The sequence below is a fragment of the Prevotella sp. E9-3 genome (genome assembly GCF_022024015.1).
Lineage (GTDB): Bacteria > Bacteroidota > Bacteroidia > Bacteroidales > Bacteroidaceae > Prevotella.
On the sequence record NZ_CP091786.1, the window covers coordinates 2,913,443 to 2,928,805 of the forward strand.

General features: G+C 46.1%; 15 protein-coding genes. 4 read left to right on the plus strand and 11 right to left on the minus strand.

The features are described 5' to 3' along the window. Positions 1 to 75: 75 nt before the first annotated feature. Positions 76 to 2,220, plus strand: coding sequence for a M3 family metallopeptidase (locus tag L6475_RS11390; protein ID WP_237820140.1), 2,145 nt, complete (start codon positions 76 to 78; stop codon positions 2,218 to 2,220). Positions 2,221 to 2,343: 123 nt separating this feature from the next. Here L6475_RS11390 and L6475_RS11395 read toward each other — a convergent pair whose 3' ends face one another. The 8 genes from L6475_RS11395 to L6475_RS11430 form a co-directional block, all read right to left on the minus strand. Further along, on the minus strand, positions 2,344 to 3,915 hold the full coding sequence (locus tag L6475_RS11395; protein WP_237820142.1) for an RNase adapter RapZ: 1,572 nt from the start codon (positions 3,913 to 3,915) through the stop codon (positions 2,344 to 2,346). A 476-nt stretch (positions 3,916 to 4,391) separates the two neighbouring features. Next, the gene (gene groL, locus L6475_RS11400) at positions 4,392 to 6,020 is read right to left on the minus strand and encodes a chaperonin GroEL (RefSeq protein ID WP_237820144.1); all 1,629 of its coding nucleotides are present in this window, start codon (positions 6,018 to 6,020) and stop codon (positions 4,392 to 4,394) included. Between the two features lie 127 nt (positions 6,021 to 6,147). Next, positions 6,148 to 6,420: a co-chaperone GroES gene (locus L6475_RS11405; RefSeq protein ID WP_237820146.1), complete on the minus strand. Its 273-nt coding sequence runs from the start codon at positions 6,418 to 6,420 to the stop codon at positions 6,148 to 6,150. A gap of 113 nt (positions 6,421 to 6,533) precedes the next feature. Next, positions 6,534 to 7,712, minus strand: coding sequence for a TerB family tellurite resistance protein (locus L6475_RS11410; protein WP_237820147.1), 1,179 nt, complete (start codon positions 7,710 to 7,712; stop codon positions 6,534 to 6,536). A gap of 2 nt (positions 7,713 to 7,714) precedes the next feature. Further along, positions 7,715 to 9,766: a tetratricopeptide repeat protein gene (locus L6475_RS11415; RefSeq protein WP_237820149.1), complete on the minus strand. Its 2,052-nt coding sequence runs from the start codon at positions 9,764 to 9,766 to the stop codon at positions 7,715 to 7,717. 35 nt (positions 9,767 to 9,801) lie between these two features. Beyond that, on the minus strand, positions 9,802 to 10,362 hold the full coding sequence (def, locus tag L6475_RS11420) for a peptide deformylase (RefSeq protein ID WP_237820151.1): 561 nt from the start codon (positions 10,360 to 10,362) through the stop codon (positions 9,802 to 9,804). A gap of 6 nt (positions 10,363 to 10,368) precedes the next feature. Further along, entirely contained in the window at positions 10,369 to 10,794 is a 426-nt protein-coding gene (ruvX, locus tag L6475_RS11425) for a Holliday junction resolvase RuvX (RefSeq protein ID WP_237820153.1), read from the minus strand. Positions 10,795 to 10,806: 12 nt separating this feature from the next. Next, positions 10,807 to 11,313 (minus strand): SPOR domain-containing protein, encoded by a 507-nt coding sequence (locus tag L6475_RS11430; protein WP_237820155.1) that lies wholly within the window; start codon positions 11,311 to 11,313, stop codon positions 10,807 to 10,809. A 241-nt stretch (positions 11,314 to 11,554) separates the two neighbouring features. Here L6475_RS11430 and L6475_RS11435 point away from each other — a divergent pair, with 241 nt between their 5' ends. Genes L6475_RS11435 through L6475_RS11445 form a run of 3 tightly spaced genes read left to right on the plus strand, consistent with a single transcriptional unit; the run spans position 11,555 to position 12,398 of the window. Beyond that, the gene (locus L6475_RS11435) at positions 11,555 to 11,764 is read left to right on the plus strand and encodes a YtxH domain-containing protein (protein ID WP_237820157.1); all 210 of its coding nucleotides are present in this window, start codon (positions 11,555 to 11,557) and stop codon (positions 11,762 to 11,764) included. Between the two features lie 3 nt (positions 11,765 to 11,767). Beyond that, positions 11,768 to 12,115 carry a phage holin family protein gene (locus tag L6475_RS11440; protein ID WP_237820159.1) on the plus strand — a complete coding sequence of 116 codons (348 nt, stop codon included), beginning with the start codon at positions 11,768 to 11,770 and terminating at the stop codon, positions 12,113 to 12,115. A gap of 4 nt (positions 12,116 to 12,119) precedes the next feature. Further along, positions 12,120 to 12,398 carry a hypothetical protein gene (locus tag L6475_RS11445; RefSeq protein WP_237820161.1) on the plus strand — a complete coding sequence of 93 codons (279 nt, stop codon included), beginning with the start codon at positions 12,120 to 12,122 and terminating at the stop codon, positions 12,396 to 12,398. A gap of 63 nt (positions 12,399 to 12,461) precedes the next feature. On the opposite strand, the gene L6475_RS11450 is transcribed toward L6475_RS11445, so the two are convergent. The 3 genes from L6475_RS11450 to murB all read right to left on the minus strand — a co-directional run bounded on the left by L6475_RS11450 (position 12,462) and on the right by murB (position 15,324). Next, complete coding sequence (locus tag L6475_RS11450) at positions 12,462 to 13,286, minus strand: hypothetical protein (RefSeq protein ID WP_237820162.1); 825 nt, start codon at positions 13,284 to 13,286, stop codon at positions 12,462 to 12,464. 268 nt (positions 13,287 to 13,554) lie between these two features. Then, entirely contained in the window at positions 13,555 to 14,316 is a 762-nt protein-coding gene (locus tag L6475_RS11455) for an MBL fold metallo-hydrolase (RefSeq protein WP_237820164.1), read from the minus strand. Continuing rightward, a complete protein-coding gene (gene murB, locus L6475_RS11460) occupies positions 14,317 to 15,324 on the minus strand; it encodes a UDP-N-acetylmuramate dehydrogenase (RefSeq protein ID WP_237820166.1) in 1,008 nt (335 codons plus the stop codon). Positions 15,325 to 15,363: the final 39 nt, after the last annotated feature.

A 15,363-nucleotide genomic window follows, 5' to 3' on the forward strand; every position in this document is an offset into this window, starting at 1 on the left:
TCCATTTTTACGTATCTTTTGCGTACCTTTGCAACAGCATGCGCATAACTAAAGCGATTTTAAGTATATATTTATATGATAAAGATTACCAAGACATTAGTGACACTGGGACTGGCATCGGTAGTGATGCAGTCGGCCGCACTTGACATGGACGGAATGAACGGAACTACAGCACGTAAGAACCCTCTGTTGGAACAGAGCAAACTGCCTTTCGGCGCTCCTGATTTCAGGAAGATTAAAACATCCGACTACCTGCCTGCCATTGAGACGGGTATTCAGAAACAGCGTGAGATTATCTCTGCCATCGTATCAAACCCCGAAACGCCTTCGTTCGAGAACACCATCATTCCCTACGAGGAGAGCGACGCACTGCTGGACCGAGTGACCAGCATTTTCTTCTGTCTGACAGGAGCCGACAAGACACCGGAGATTGCCCAGACACAGAAAAAGGTGATGCCGATGCTCACAGAACTGGGCAACGACATCTCGTTCAACAAGCTGCTGTTCGACCGCATCAAGTATGTCTATGATCACGAATACGCACAGCTGAAGGGAGAAAACCAGAAACTGCTTGAGACCATCTATAAGCGTTTCGTGCGCTCGGGCGCCCTGCTGCCAGAGGAGAAGATGGCACGCATGAAGGAAATCAACCTGCGCATCTCCGACCTACAGGAAAAATGGGGAAACACGCTGCAGGATGCCACCAACGACGCCGTGGTATGGGTGCAGAACCGCGAAGAACTGGCAGGACTGAGCGAGGCCGACATGGCACAGTGTGAGAAGGATGCGCAGAGCCGTGGCGGAAAGGCGCCCTACTGCATTGTCATTGTGAACACCACCCAACAGCCTATCCTGGCCAGTCTGGACAATCGCGACCTGCGCCGCCGTGTGTTCGAGGCATCTATACACCGTGCTGACGGAACGGGCCTGTTCAACACGTTTGCCATTGTGACAGAGATAGCCCGTCTGCGTGCAGAGAAGGCATCACTGATGGGATTCAAGACTTATGCCGACTATTCGCTGGAGAACACGATGGCCAAGACACCCGAGGCGGTGTATCAGTTCCTGAACCAACTCATCGACGTCTATACGCCAAAAGCGGATACCGAGACAAAGGAGATTGAAGAATATGCCCGCAGAACCATGGGCAGCAGTTTCCAACTGCAGCCCTACGACCGTTTCTACTATTCGGCAAAAATGAAGAAGGAAATGCTGAATATCTCGGACGAAGAGATCAAGCCCTATTTCAATGTGGACAGCGTGCAGCTGAACGGTGTGTTCTATGCTGCCAACAGAGTTTACGGTCTGACATTCAAGGAGCGCAAGGATATTCCCACCTATCATCCCGACATGAAGGTGTTTGAGGTGAAGGATCGCAACGGAAAGACGATTGCCCTGTTCTACAGCGACTACTTCCGTCGCCCCACCAAGCGCGGTGGCGCATGGATGAGCTCGTTTGCAAAACAGAGTCGTCAGCGCAACCAGATTCCTCTCATCTATAATGTTTGCAACAATGCCAAAGCTCCCGAGGGCCAGCCTTCACTGCTCACTTGGGATGAGGTGACTACCCTGTTCCACGAGTTCGGACACGCCCTGCACGGTATTCTCTCCGACTGCCAGTACAACACGCTGAGCGGTACTGCCGTGGCTCGCGACTTCGTGGAGATGCCGTCACAGTTCAACGAGTCGTTTGCCACCATTCCTGAGATATTCGACCACTTTGCACTGCATGCCGTTACCGGACAGCCCATGCCGAAGGATCTGAAAGAGAAGATGCTGGGATCAATCAACTTCCACTCTGCCTACTCGCTGGGCGAGAACTTAGCAGCTACTTGTCTGGACATGGCCTGGCATGTTCTGCCTGAGAGTCAGGTGCCTACAGCTGCCGAGGCAAAGCAGTTTGAAACGGAAGCCCTGCGCCATGTGCATCTGCTGAACTCACAGATTCTGCCACGCTACTCTACTTCCTATTTCAATCATATCTGGGGAAGCGGTTATGCCGCCGGCTACTACAGTTACCTGTGGACAGAGGTACTGGCAGCCAACATTGCCGACTGCTTTGCCGAGCGTGGAGCGTTGAAGCCTGAAGTGGGACAGGACATGCGCAACAAGATTCTGAGCCGTGGCAACACGCTCGACCTGATGCAGATGTTCACCGACTTCACTCACATGAAACAGCCTGACGCAAAATCGCTGCTAAAGGCAAGGGGGATGGAGTAAAAAGAGACTCTCCCCCTACCCCTCCCTGTGAGGGAGGGGAGTAGATAGAAAAGTAACTTATTAATTTGAGGGTTCTTAACTTCTGAAAAAACGGAGAAGTTAGGAACCCTCAAAAATTGGATATTAGTCTTTAAGAACCTGCCGAATGTTCTGCTCACGGTGGCAGATGCGCACTTCGACACCGAACTTCTGATGAATATGCTCGGCTAAATGCTGGGCACTATACACCGAACGGTGCTGACCGCCAGTACAACCGAAACAGAACATCAACGAGGTGAATCCACGCTGGATATATCGCTTCACATGAGCATCGGCCAGCTTATAGACACTATCCAAAAAGGTCAGAATCTCACCATCGTCTTCCAGGAAACGGATAACAGGTTCATCAAGACCCGTCAACTTCTTATATGGTTCGTAACGACCTGGATTATGGGTGCTGCGACAGTCGAACACATATCCGCCGCCATTACCACTCTCATCCTCAGGAATGCCTTTCTGATAGCTGAAACTGAACACCTTGACAACCAACGGACCCTGGGCATCGTACTTTGAGAAAGTGGCAGGACCATCTTTCGGGTGTGCATTATAGGGGTTCAGATCGGTTGTCTTGTAACCATCGGAACGGGTCTGCGCAACAACTTCCAACTGCTGATACTGTGGCAGTTCGGTCAAACGGCGCAGGAGCTCAACCAGATAGGGATAAGGTAACTCGTCGAGTGCCAGCAGCTCACGCAAGTTCTGCATGGCAGGGGGAATACTCTTGATGAAATGCTGCTTGCGCTCAAAATAGCCACGGAAACCATAGGCTCCAAGTACCTGAAGGGTTCGGAAGAAGACAAAAAGGCGCAAACGACGGTCAAAGACATCGCGCTTGGGCATCTCCACATATTGCTGGGCGGCTTCGTAATACTCATCGAGCAGTTCGTGACGAAGCTTGTCGGGATACCTGGCAGAAGCCTGCCACAAGAAAGAGGCCAGATCGTAATAGAACGGACCACGACGACCACCTTGGAAATCGATAAAGAACGGATTGCCCTCAGCATCCATCATCACATTCCTGGCCTGGAAATCACGATAAAGGAAACAATCGCTTTGCTCGGCAATATTACTTTCCTCTTCGGAAGGAGACGATGGAGCTGCGGTGAGATCTTTCGCCAAAAGACGGAAATCGGCTTCAAGCTTCAACTCATGGAAATCAAGTTCGGTGGCTTTCAGAAAACAATACTTGAAATAATTCAAATCAAAAAGCACTCCCTCAACATCGAAAGCCGGCTGCGGATAGCAATTGGAAAAGTCCAATTCACGGGCACCACGAAACTGGACATTGGGCAGTTCACGAATGGTGCGACGCAGCAGTTCCTGTTCAGCCACGGTATAACGTCCCCCAGCCTCACGACCGCCACGGATAGCATCGAAAAGAGATACTGTTCCTAAGTCGGTCTGCAAATAGCGCAATTCATCGCTGCTCACTGCCAACACCTCGGGCACTGGCAACTGGCGCTTGGTGAAATGCTTCGCCAAATAAACAAAAGCATGATTCTCGTCACGACTGGTGCCAATACAACCTATTACACTATGACCTTCATCATCTGTCATACGATAATAGGAACGGTTGCTCCCTGCACCGGGTAATTGTTCACAACGGGCGGGCTCCTTTCCGCACCACTCTCTATATAGAGTTAGAAGACGTTCCATAAAAAAAATGAATATTTATTACTTGTTTGCAAAGTTACAACTTTTCAAGAAAATAAACGCCTGCTATTTTCTCTTTTTTTACGCATATCATCAGTTCGGGGTAATCGATTTGCACATGTTAGACGGGTAATCGACCTGCATCCCCGTTAGACAATATATCTGCTGAGCGTACTAAAACAAAATCGGCTGTCTCACGACAGCCGATTTCTCAAAAACAAACTACTTAAAAACTAATCTACTAAAACAAATCAAAAAAATATCTTTCTTTGCTGCAAAGGTAGGCATTTTCTCGCTCACAGACAAAGTCACTTTGAGTGAAAAATATACAGTAATTAGGCAAATCAACTCTTTTATGCATGTTTTTACATTCATTTTCACGCATTGTAATGTAGAGATTGCAAAAATAAACAATTAAGCACAAAAAAAACGGGAATCGCATCTGGATTCCCGTCTTGATTCTATTGTAATTTATTCAATTACATCATACCTCCCATACCGGGATTACCCATTGGCATAGCGGGCTCTTTCTCAGGTTTGTCAACAATCAGGCACTCAGTGGTAAGGAACATACCGGCAATAGATGCGGCATTCTCAAGAGCCACACGTGATACCTTGGCAGGATCGATAACACCAGCTTGACGCATATCCTCGTAAACATCCTTACGAGCATTGTAACCGAAATCGCCTTCACCCTCACGAACCTTCTGAACAACTACAGCACCTTCGCCACCGGCGTTGCTGACAATCTGGCGCAAAGGCTCTTCAATAGCACGGCAGATGATATTGATACCAGTCTGCTCGTCGGCATTGTCACCCTTCAGACCAACAAGAGCCTGCTGAGCGCGGATGTAAGTGGTACCGCCACCTGCTACAACACCTTCCTCAATGGCAGCACGGGTAGCGCAGAGAGCATCGTCAACGCGATCTTTCTTTTCCTTCATCTCTACCTCGCTGTTAGCACCTACATAGAGAACAGCTACGCCACCTGACAACTTAGCCAGACGCTCCTGCAGTTTCTCTTTATCGTATGAAGAGGTGGTGTTCTCAATCTCAGCCTTAATCTGGTTGATGCGGTCTTTAATAGCCTGACTGTCACCGGCACCATTCACGATAGTGGTGTTGTCCTTTGATACAGTCAGTTTCTCACAGGTACCTAACATCTCGAGAGTAGCCTGTTCCAGTTTCAGACCTTTCTCTTCGCTGATTACAGTACCACCTGTCAGTACGGCGATATCCTCGAGCATAGCCTTACGACGATCGCCAAAGCCAGGAGCCTTCACAGCGCAAATCTTCAAGCCACCACGCAGACGGTTTACAACTAGTGTGGTCAGAGCCTCTGAGTCAACATCCTCTGCAATAATCAGCAAGGGACGGCCACTCTCGGCAGCGGGCTGAAGGATAGGCAGGAACTCCTTGATGTTAGAAATTTTCTTATCGTAGATGAGGATGTATGGATTCTCCATAGCGCACTCCATCTTCTCGCTATCAGTAACGAAGTAAGCTGAGAGATAGCCACGATCGAACTGCATGCCTTCAACAACACCAATGTGTGTGTCGCGGCTCTTGCTCTCCTCGATAGTGATGACACCATCCTTAGAAACCTTGCGCATAGCCTCGGCCAGGAGTTCACCAATTTCCTTATCATTGTTTGCAGAAACAGTAGCAACCTGCTCAATCTTGTCGTAGTTGTCGCCAACCTGCTCGGCATTCTTGGCGATGAAGTTGGTCACGCACTTAACGGCCTTGTCGATACCACGCTTCAAATCCATAGGATTGGCACCTGCGGTAACATTCTTCAAGCCCTCTGATACGATAGCCTGAGCCAGGATGGTTGCAGTAGTTGTACCATCACCTGCATCATCACCAGTTTTTGAGGCAACGCTCTTTACGAGCTGAGCACCTGTATTCTCGAAGTGGTCTTCCAGTTCAATCTCCTTAGCAACGGTTACACCGTCCTTGGTAATCTGCGGAGCACCAAACTTCTTCTCAATAACCACATTGCGACCCTTAGGACCAAGAGTCACTTTCACTGCATTTGCCAACTGGTCAACGCCCTGCTTCATCAATTCGCGGGCCTCAATATTGAATTTAATTTCTTTTGCCATAGTTTTTTTTCTGATTATTCTGAGTATTCAGATTATTCTGAGTATTCTGAATTTTCTGATTATTCTGAATCTTCTGAATCTTCTGAGTATTCTGAATACTCTGATTATTCCGATTATTCTACTATTATTACTTCTCAATCACTGCGAGTACATCACTCTGGCGCATCATGAGGAACTTCTCACCATCAAGTTCGATCTCAGTACCGCTATACTTTCCGTAGAGCACTTCGTCGCCAACTTTCAGGATCATTTCTTCATCCTTAGTGCCTTTACCTACAGCCTTGATAACGCCGCGAAGGGGTTTCTCTTTTGCTGTGTCAGGAATGATGATTCCACCGATTTTCTCTTCAGCCGGTGCAGGAACTACCAGCACACGGTCTGCTAATGGTTTAATATTCATATTGTTTTTTGTTTTGAAATTAATACTAACTGCTACACAAAATGCGAAAAGCGTGCCAAACTGTCCGCACTGACAATTTGACACGCAATTGTTAAAGTCCAATTTCCAAAAGACTAAAGTCCTGAAGCGATGGAATCTAATTCTTCTTTTGATACGCCCACGGCTTTGGCCGTCATGCTGAGATACATTTTCTCAGCAACAGTCTTCCTGCCTGCAGCATTCATCACTTTCACCATCGTATGGAGTGCCTCACGAGCAAAATCCGGATCGCAGGCCAGCATATCATAATCGATATCGAAGCTATATTCGGTTCCCAGATTCTCGAGAAGAGCAATCTGCTGTTCACCGGGAATATCCGTCTTGGCTATATATTCCTCGACTACATCTTGCACATCGGCAGAAAGGTCATCAGAGATATTTGCCATATTGATGAGTGCCTGGGCCAAAGCCAACTGTTTCAGCAAAGGTTTGTCCTGGGTCTGTTCGGCACGTGCGAAAGAGGCACGGATATTCTTTCGCTCAGCATCACCACCCTCAGCCCAGAACTGTTCCATTGCCTCGTTTTCAGTGGTCTTGAAATAGAGTTTCTGAGCTTTCAGACGTTTCTGAAGTCGGCGAGCGCCTGGTTTGAAAGTAAACAGGGTGAGCGTTCCGGAGAAGATGCCACCAGCGATAGGGATAATCTTACCCACCGACTTCACGAATCCATTCTTTGATATCTTTGCTCCTGCCATTTTAGCAATCTGCATAGCAATAGGATAGATAGCTGTTTTGGTAATAGCCAATCTTGGAAGTCGGCCTGCTGCTGTCTTCGCCACTCCTTTTGCCAACTCATTCAATCCCTGTTCGGCCACTTTCACACCCATCATCGTTCCCATAAAGATGGTGAGCATATCTACAGCCTCTTCGCTCAACTCACCTTCTTCATTGCAGAAATCAGGAAATCCATACAGATAGGCAAGTTTCTGTGATACGACTACCACATGGAAATAATACTGAGTCAAATCGCCGGGAATGGTAGCAGCCATTGCCAATCCACCTGGCAGACCAGCTATAGCCGAGCCTGTAGTTGCCAATGCTGTATGTTTATTGATACATGCCGTAGCCACTTCATCTATCACCTTTTCAGGAACGATAGCATAAGGGCGAACGTTTTCCAACATGTCGAGTGTCTGACTGTTGCAGTAAGCTTTCAAGGCTTTGCGCAAGAAAACCGTGCGATCAATTTTCACTCCTGGCATTTTCAGTACTGCTGCCAAAATTCTGTTCCATACCAAAGTTTCTTTTTCCATAGCTATTTGCGATATTTTTTGATTATACTATAGGCAGTATATAGCCCCAGTTCTCCAGCCTTGCTCAAGTCGCTAATACCTGCTTCTGTCTGCTTACGATAGATAGCGCACAAGCCCCTGTTATAGTATGCCTCGGCCAGATTGGCGTCAAGCGTAATGGCTCGAGTAAAATCTTCAATGGCCTGGGCATAGTCCTGTCGCTGGGCATAGAAACAAGCACGATTATAATAGAGGTAGGCATTATTCTCATCTATAGACAGAGCGTGGTTCAAATCGGCCAACACATTGGCATTCTTCAACTCTACGCTTGTGCCTTCTGCAGTAGAAAGTTCGGTGGTCCCGTTTGTGGCCGTGAGGAACTGATTGATGCGCGACTGGCAATAAGCCCTCTGCCATAAGGCCGCCACACTGGTGGTGTCTTCCTGCAGATAGGTGGACAGATCTTCTATAGCGCTCTCATAATTTTGAATGGCTGTAAAGGCTACAGCACGGAGGAAGAGGGTCTGGAGGGTCTGCGTTGTATTACGGGTGGTATTCAGCACCATACTGAGTGAATCAATATAGGCAAAATAGCCTTTCGACTCCGCTTCACTGAAAGTAGGCCTCACATTATTTATATATATGGTACGCGAACGCATCCGTTGATTCACCGCATCGATATTACGGTCGAAAGCCACCATAGAACGCACTTCACTCTTCATGGGTTCAAAGGAAAGAGCGAATAGTGGCTGGAACTCTATCTCGACCTTGCGGTTCTGCACGCGTCCGCGATAGTCGTTTTGATATTCATGCTCCAATTCCTGCTCGTCTTCCACCACCAGGTCACGATATTTCTCAGGCGATTCATCGCTACGTTTTCTCATCTGGCGCTTATCCAATCGTGGCTGTTTGCCATAGAGATGCTTTTCAAGACGGGCTTTATAGACCGTAAATTCATCCTGCTCAGCCTGTTTGATCATACCCAATCGACGATAACAAGCTGCACGAAACTCCAAACCTGTCCAGAAATTTGGAAATTCCTCAATCACTTTTGAATAGTCACGTATAGCGCCCTTCAAATCACCAGTCTTATCAAGCAGAACAGCACGGTTAAAGAGTGCCATCATATTATCGGGTTCTAAACGAAGTACGAAATCAAAATCGATGATGGCCCTATTATCATCGCCCACTTGCGAGCGCAACAGTCCTCGATTGTAATGTCCCAGGAAATTGTTGGGATCAAGGTCAAGAGCGGTATCATAATCAGCCAAGGCTCCACGAAGATTATTTCTATTATATCGTGCCAAGGCCCTGTTCACGTAATTATTGGCATTCTTTGGCAACAAGTGAATAGACTTGTCCAAACACTCTTCACCCTGTTCCCACTCCTCACGCATCAGACATATCATACTCTTGGCTGACCAAGTCTGTCCATCGTAAGGATCTATCTCCAAACTTTTCTCCAAGGAAGCGAGTGCTGCCGTTGTGTCTTTTTTCTGCATATAGACATCGGCCTGCATATTGTAAGCCTGCGAATACCTGCTCCACTTGGTCAGCATGGTGTCTATCTCAAGTAGAGCAACATCGAAGTCTTTATTCTGAATATGACAAAGCACGCGATTATGCCACAAACCGCGGTTTACAGGGTCGTATTTCAAGGCGACACTATAGTCTCTAATAGCTTCAGAATATTTTTTCTGCTGAATACGGGCAATGCCTCTCAATTCGTAGAGACTTACCACATAAGGATTGCGCTGAATAGCTTCGGTACAATCGGCCTCAGCACCGATATAATCATCCAAGCTATATTTGGCGATACCTCTAAAAAACCAAGGTTCGTATAAATATGGCTTGGCCGAGATAGCCTGATTGAAATACTGCATCGACAGCACATAGTCCTCATAGTACAAGGCTGAACGACCGATGGTCAGCAACCTGTCGATATTGTATTGTGCATGTAGAAGTGAAGAGTGAAAAGTAAAAAAAGAAGAATTAAGCAGCGCACTAAAAAGGAAGGCACACGAAATAAGTATGCGCCTATGAACAATTGCGGAAACAAATCTTCCCCTTTTCACTTCTCTTTTTTCATTTTTCCCTTATCACTCTTCCCTTACTTTCTCACTGGCTTGGTCTTGTAACCGCAGCGATAACGGCCCTGTGTAAGAGCCTTCAGTTTGCTACTGATGAGCTGACGGCGCAAGGGCGACACACGGTCAATGAACATCTTACCGTCCAAATGATCAAACTCATGTTGCATTACGCGGGCCAGATAGCCTTCAACCCATTCATCATGAGCATTCAGGTCTTCATCCAGCCACTGTACATGAATACGAGTGGGGCGCACCACTTTCTCGTGGATAGCAGGAAGCGAGAGGCATCCTTCTTCCGACGAATCAGTATTTGTGTCATCGTATTCAAGAATATGAGGATTAATAAAAGCATGGCGAAATCCTTTGTATTCAGGCATATCGTCGCTCAACACATTCAGATCAATCACCACCACACGGATAGCTTTTCCAATCTGAGGAGCAGCCAATCCTATACCGTCTGAATTGTCCATCGTTTCAAACATATCAGCGATGAGCTGCTTCAAATCGGGATAATCGGTAGGGATATCTTCGGCCACCTTGCGAAGCACAGGCTGACCATAAACATAAATAGGTAATATCATAGGAAATCAAAATAGTGGACCTTTTCGCGAACGCATGTAGTCCTCAAGTATTATTGTAGCACTAATCTCATCAACAAGTGCTTTGTTCTGTCTAGCTTTTTTACGCAGTCCACCGTCAATCATAGCCTTATGGGCCAATACTGAAGTGAATCGCTCGTCAAAATAATCAATGGGAATAGCGGGCATCGCTTTTTTCCAACGGTTCACAAACTGCTGAACGCGTGCCAAGTTCTCACTCGGTGAACCGTCCATCTGTCGGGGTTCTCCAATCACGATGCGTTCCACCGGTTCTTTCTCCACGTAATTTTTCAACCAGTCGAAGAGTTCGGAAGTAGAAACAGTCGCCAATCCGCCTGCAATAATCTGCTGCGGATCGGTGACTGCCAATCCTGTTCTCTTACGGCCGTAGTCTATAGATAGGATGCGGGCCAAGGAGAGTAATCTTTATTTTACGTTATAGAGCAACCATGCATCGGGATATGTTCCACGCAGCTGGTCACGGCTCTGAGCGGCTGAAGCCTTATCATCAAACGTTGAAGCCACTACGCGATACATATTACGATCAACATTCTTCACAATCTGAGCTGCATAGCCAGCATTCTTCAGACGCTGCTGCAGTCCCTCAGCGTTGGCAATCACCGAGAACGAGCCAACTACAACGCTGAAATTGCGCAAGCCAGTTCCGCTCACTACAGATACACGCTCTTCGCGTACTGAAATATTATCAACATTGTCAACAACTGTGGTCTGTGTAACAGGACGAGTCTGAACGGGAGTAACAGTCGGAGTCTCAGTAGCTACTTGTGTCTCAATCACTTCAGCAGGAGCCTGAGCTGACTCTGCTGCCTTTGCCTTCTCATAAGCCTGTTTGTAGGCACTTTCCTTTGATTTACATCCAGTAAATACCATTGCGAGGCAAAGGCCTGCGCACAAAATCATGTACTTTTTCATAAAACCTTATAATAGCTATTAGTCAAATTGGTTATAATTATCAATCTATAGATGAAATTTTGTTGCGAAATTACAAAATATCGCTCAAAAACAGGAAATTTACGAGTGTAAAGTACGTTATTTTGCGAAAATACATTCATTTTAACAAAAAATGACAGATTGCACCACTTCTTTACAAGAATAATTTGTATATTTGCTTGCGAAAACAATGCAGAAGTTTCACTTATTAAATCTATCAATTATGAAAAGTTTAGGTTACATTGGCGCCTTTCTTGGCGGTGCTATCGCCGGCGCAGCTTTAGGTATTCTGATGGCTCCTGAAAAGGGAAGCGACACTCGTGAGAAGATTACCGATGCCGTTGACGATTTTCTGAAGAAACACAATATCAAATTGAACCGCAAAGACGTTGGCGATTTAGTTGACGATATTCAAGACGTAACTGAGGATTAAGTTATGCTATCGAGCGACAAGAATGTGGAGACCATTGCACAACTCATTGAGGTGCTAAAACACTACCTGGAGCTACAGGCCGAGTATGGTAAGCTTACGGTTATCGACAAGGTGGTGCGCCTGCTTACGGCGCTTGCCCTTGCTATCCTGTTTATTACCATCCTTGCGGCTTTGCTCCTGTTTTTCTGGCTTGGTATTTCGTTCTGGCTATCACAATTCATTGGTTATGCCAGTGCTTTCCTTGCAGTTGCAGTGGCCCACCTGTTGCTTCTTATCCTATGTTTCATTTTCCGCAAGTCATGGATTGAGCGTCCTTTGGTCCATTTCCTTGCCGACCTTCTGATGAGTTAGCGCTATGGAGAAAACAACCTACAACACCCTTGAAGAGATTCAGCTTCGCCGCAACCAATTGAGCGAAGACATTGAACGCGAAGGCGAACAGATTGCCGTTTTATGGGGCGACCTGTTTAAGAGGAACGAAGACTCTACGCGTGGTGAACAGATTGCTACGCTCATTACCAACAGTATTACAGCTATCGATGCTTTCCTGTTGGTACGCAAACTTATCAAGAACTATAGCGGTATATTCCGCTTCTTCCACCGAGAGGGGAAGAAAAAGAAAAACCGCCGATAGGACGCTTATAAGAAACAAACTAAGTTTCGAGCTATCACTATGCAGTCCATATTTACGCAGGACTTATTCTTTGTCAAATAAGAGCAAGCGTAACTGCATAGCATCGAAATGTTCACTTAGGTAGAACACATGCCCGTCTGTAGATGGCTTATTATTGCTGGTGAAGACGATTACTTTCACACTATCGTTCTTCACCAGTAGTTTTGTTATATCTTCGTGCTTCTCATAGAATTCTTCATCAATCAATATTGCCAAAAATCCATAGGCTTTCACCATCAGCAACCGATGAAGGGCCTGATGCAGATTATCAGCATTAAGCACTCTGATATTCGCGCCAAGAGCCTCTTTCACTCTTAAGAACAAATCGACTTTCTCAGATATGAACAGTAACTTTGGAAGTTCCACCTGTTTATCTTCTGGCATCAACTTCACGTTTACCACCATGTGGGCCTTGTTGTTTAGTTTTACGAAGTGCCCATCCACCTGCACATCAGTATCAGTGATATTATTATCATCGCCCAAGAGTTCCATGCAAGCCTCCAGATTATTGAAACTGACTCCACGTTCAAAGGCTTTAGTTATCACGAAACGTACAGGACATTTCTTGCACACATCATGTTCACCACATTGTCCGGCATCGTGAGCATTTTTGCAGTGCAACACATTGCCCAGAAGGTTTGACGCACCCAAATGCTGCCACTGCTGGTTATAAAAGTTCGTTTTCACCACTTCCATCTTTCTATTCAAAAGGAAAGTGTATCCGTCCTGACATTCTACTAATGTCTGTAACTGCTTATTGCCAAGACGAAGCACCGACAGTCTGTGATACATCCATACAGTACAGCCGAGCAGAACTAAGAAGATAAACGCCAAAAATATATACATCATCGTTTTTAAGTTTTATAGGCACCACATTACAGCATGTGCCAGGAAAAAAAATCATTATTCGTTAGGTGCCGTATTTCTACAGCTATATACTATTGTTCAACAATAAAAAAGGAGTACCGCTGTACTCCAACCTTTGTTAACCTTAAATCTAATACTATGAAAAACACATTGCAAAGGTAGGAGTAAATTTTCAATCTGCAATATTTTACACTAATTATCTTCTGTTTTATAACAAGAATTAACCATTTTCTTTCTTTTTGGTACTATTTTAAAGATTTAAGATTTGTCCGTCATAAGCCAGTTCTACTCCTTCAGGCAGCCTTTTGTTCACCTCTTCATGTTTTCCAATGTCGTGACACATGTGGGTAAGTAAAGTACGCCGGGCCCCTACCCTACGCGCAAAAGCCACTGCATCATCAACCAACTGATGAGAGTGGTGGGGACGGTCAAAGCGCAGAGCATTTACTACCAAAGTATCTACGCCTGCAAGCAGAGCAGCCTGCCCATCATCAATGCTCTTCATATCGGTGATATAAGCAAAACGGTCAAAGCGATAGCCCAATATAGGAAGTTTGCCATGCATCACCTGGAACGGCAGCACATCAATATCGCCCAACCGTATAGCCTTGCCAGGATAGATTTCGTGCAATCCAATAGCAGGTACGCCAGGATATCGGTTCTCGGCAAAACAATAGGGCAACATTTGCAGCATCGCCTTACGGGCTATGGGATCGGCATATACGTTAATCTCCCCAAACTGACAGTAAGGGCGTATATCGTCCATGCCCCCTACATGATCGTAATGAGAATGAGTAATCAAAATACCATCGATTTTCCGAAATGGTTGTGGAAGTATTTGATGACGGAAATCAGGGCCTATATCAACAAGCAAGCGTGTCTGCTCGGTCTCTACCAATATTGAACAACGGGTGCGCTTGTCTCTGGCATCTTCGCTTTTACATACTTCGCATTCGCACCCTATTACGGGCACGCCACACGATGTTCCTGTTCCGAGAAAGGTTATTTTCATTTAGACAATATTTACTTCTGGGTGAATTTCTATGCCAAAACGTTCCAACACATCGTTCTGAATCATCTGACACAAGTTGACTATTTCCTGTCCTGTAGCGCTACCTCTGTTCACCAACACCAATGCCTGCTTGTCGTGTACCCCAGCATGACCAATGGTACGTCCTTTCCATCCGCACTGGTCAATCATCCATCCTGCAGGAATTTTCTCGTGTTCGTCATCCACAAAATAGTGAGGCATTTGCGGATATTCTTTCTGAATGGATTCAAACTTGCTGCGACTCACAACAGGATTCATGAAGAAACTTCCGGCATTGCCCTGTTCTTTAGGATCTGGAAGTTTTGCTTTTCGTATATCTACAATCACCTGCCTCAGTTCTGACGCCGTGGGCTTATCAATACCACGAGACTTCAGTTCCTGCTGTACATTTCCATAATCTATACGGGGAGAGAATTCGTGTTTCAGTCTGTAGGTAACATAAGTAATAAGAAAGCGTCCCTTCCACTCATTCTTGAACCGGCTCTGTCGATATCCATACTGACACTCAGCTGTTGAAAAAGACACTTTTCTACCATTACCTATTTCCACAGCTTCTACCCGTTCTATCAGCTGACATACTTCCATGCCGTAAGCACCAATATTCTGAACAGCCGAGGCACCTACATCACCAGGAATCAGCGATAGGTTTTCAGCACCGTACCATCCGTTCTCCACGAAATGGGCCACCATAGCATCCCATTCCTCACCACTGCCTACACGAACCAGCACATCGTTGCCGTCATCGGACAACTGTTCACAACCGTTGATAGCAGAACGGACTACCGTTCCTTCGTAATCTTTTGTCAGCAACAGATTACTACCTCCACCTATCACCATGAAAGGTTTCTTCAACTCGCATGCCAGCAGTACCGCATCATCCTCTGTAGCATACTCAATATAGCGTTGGCACTTGGCATCTATACCAAATGTATTGTGTTTTAGCAGACTGTAATCAATAAAGCTTTTCATGTTCATTTCCCCCCATTCTTAACTGTTCATTGCTTCTCT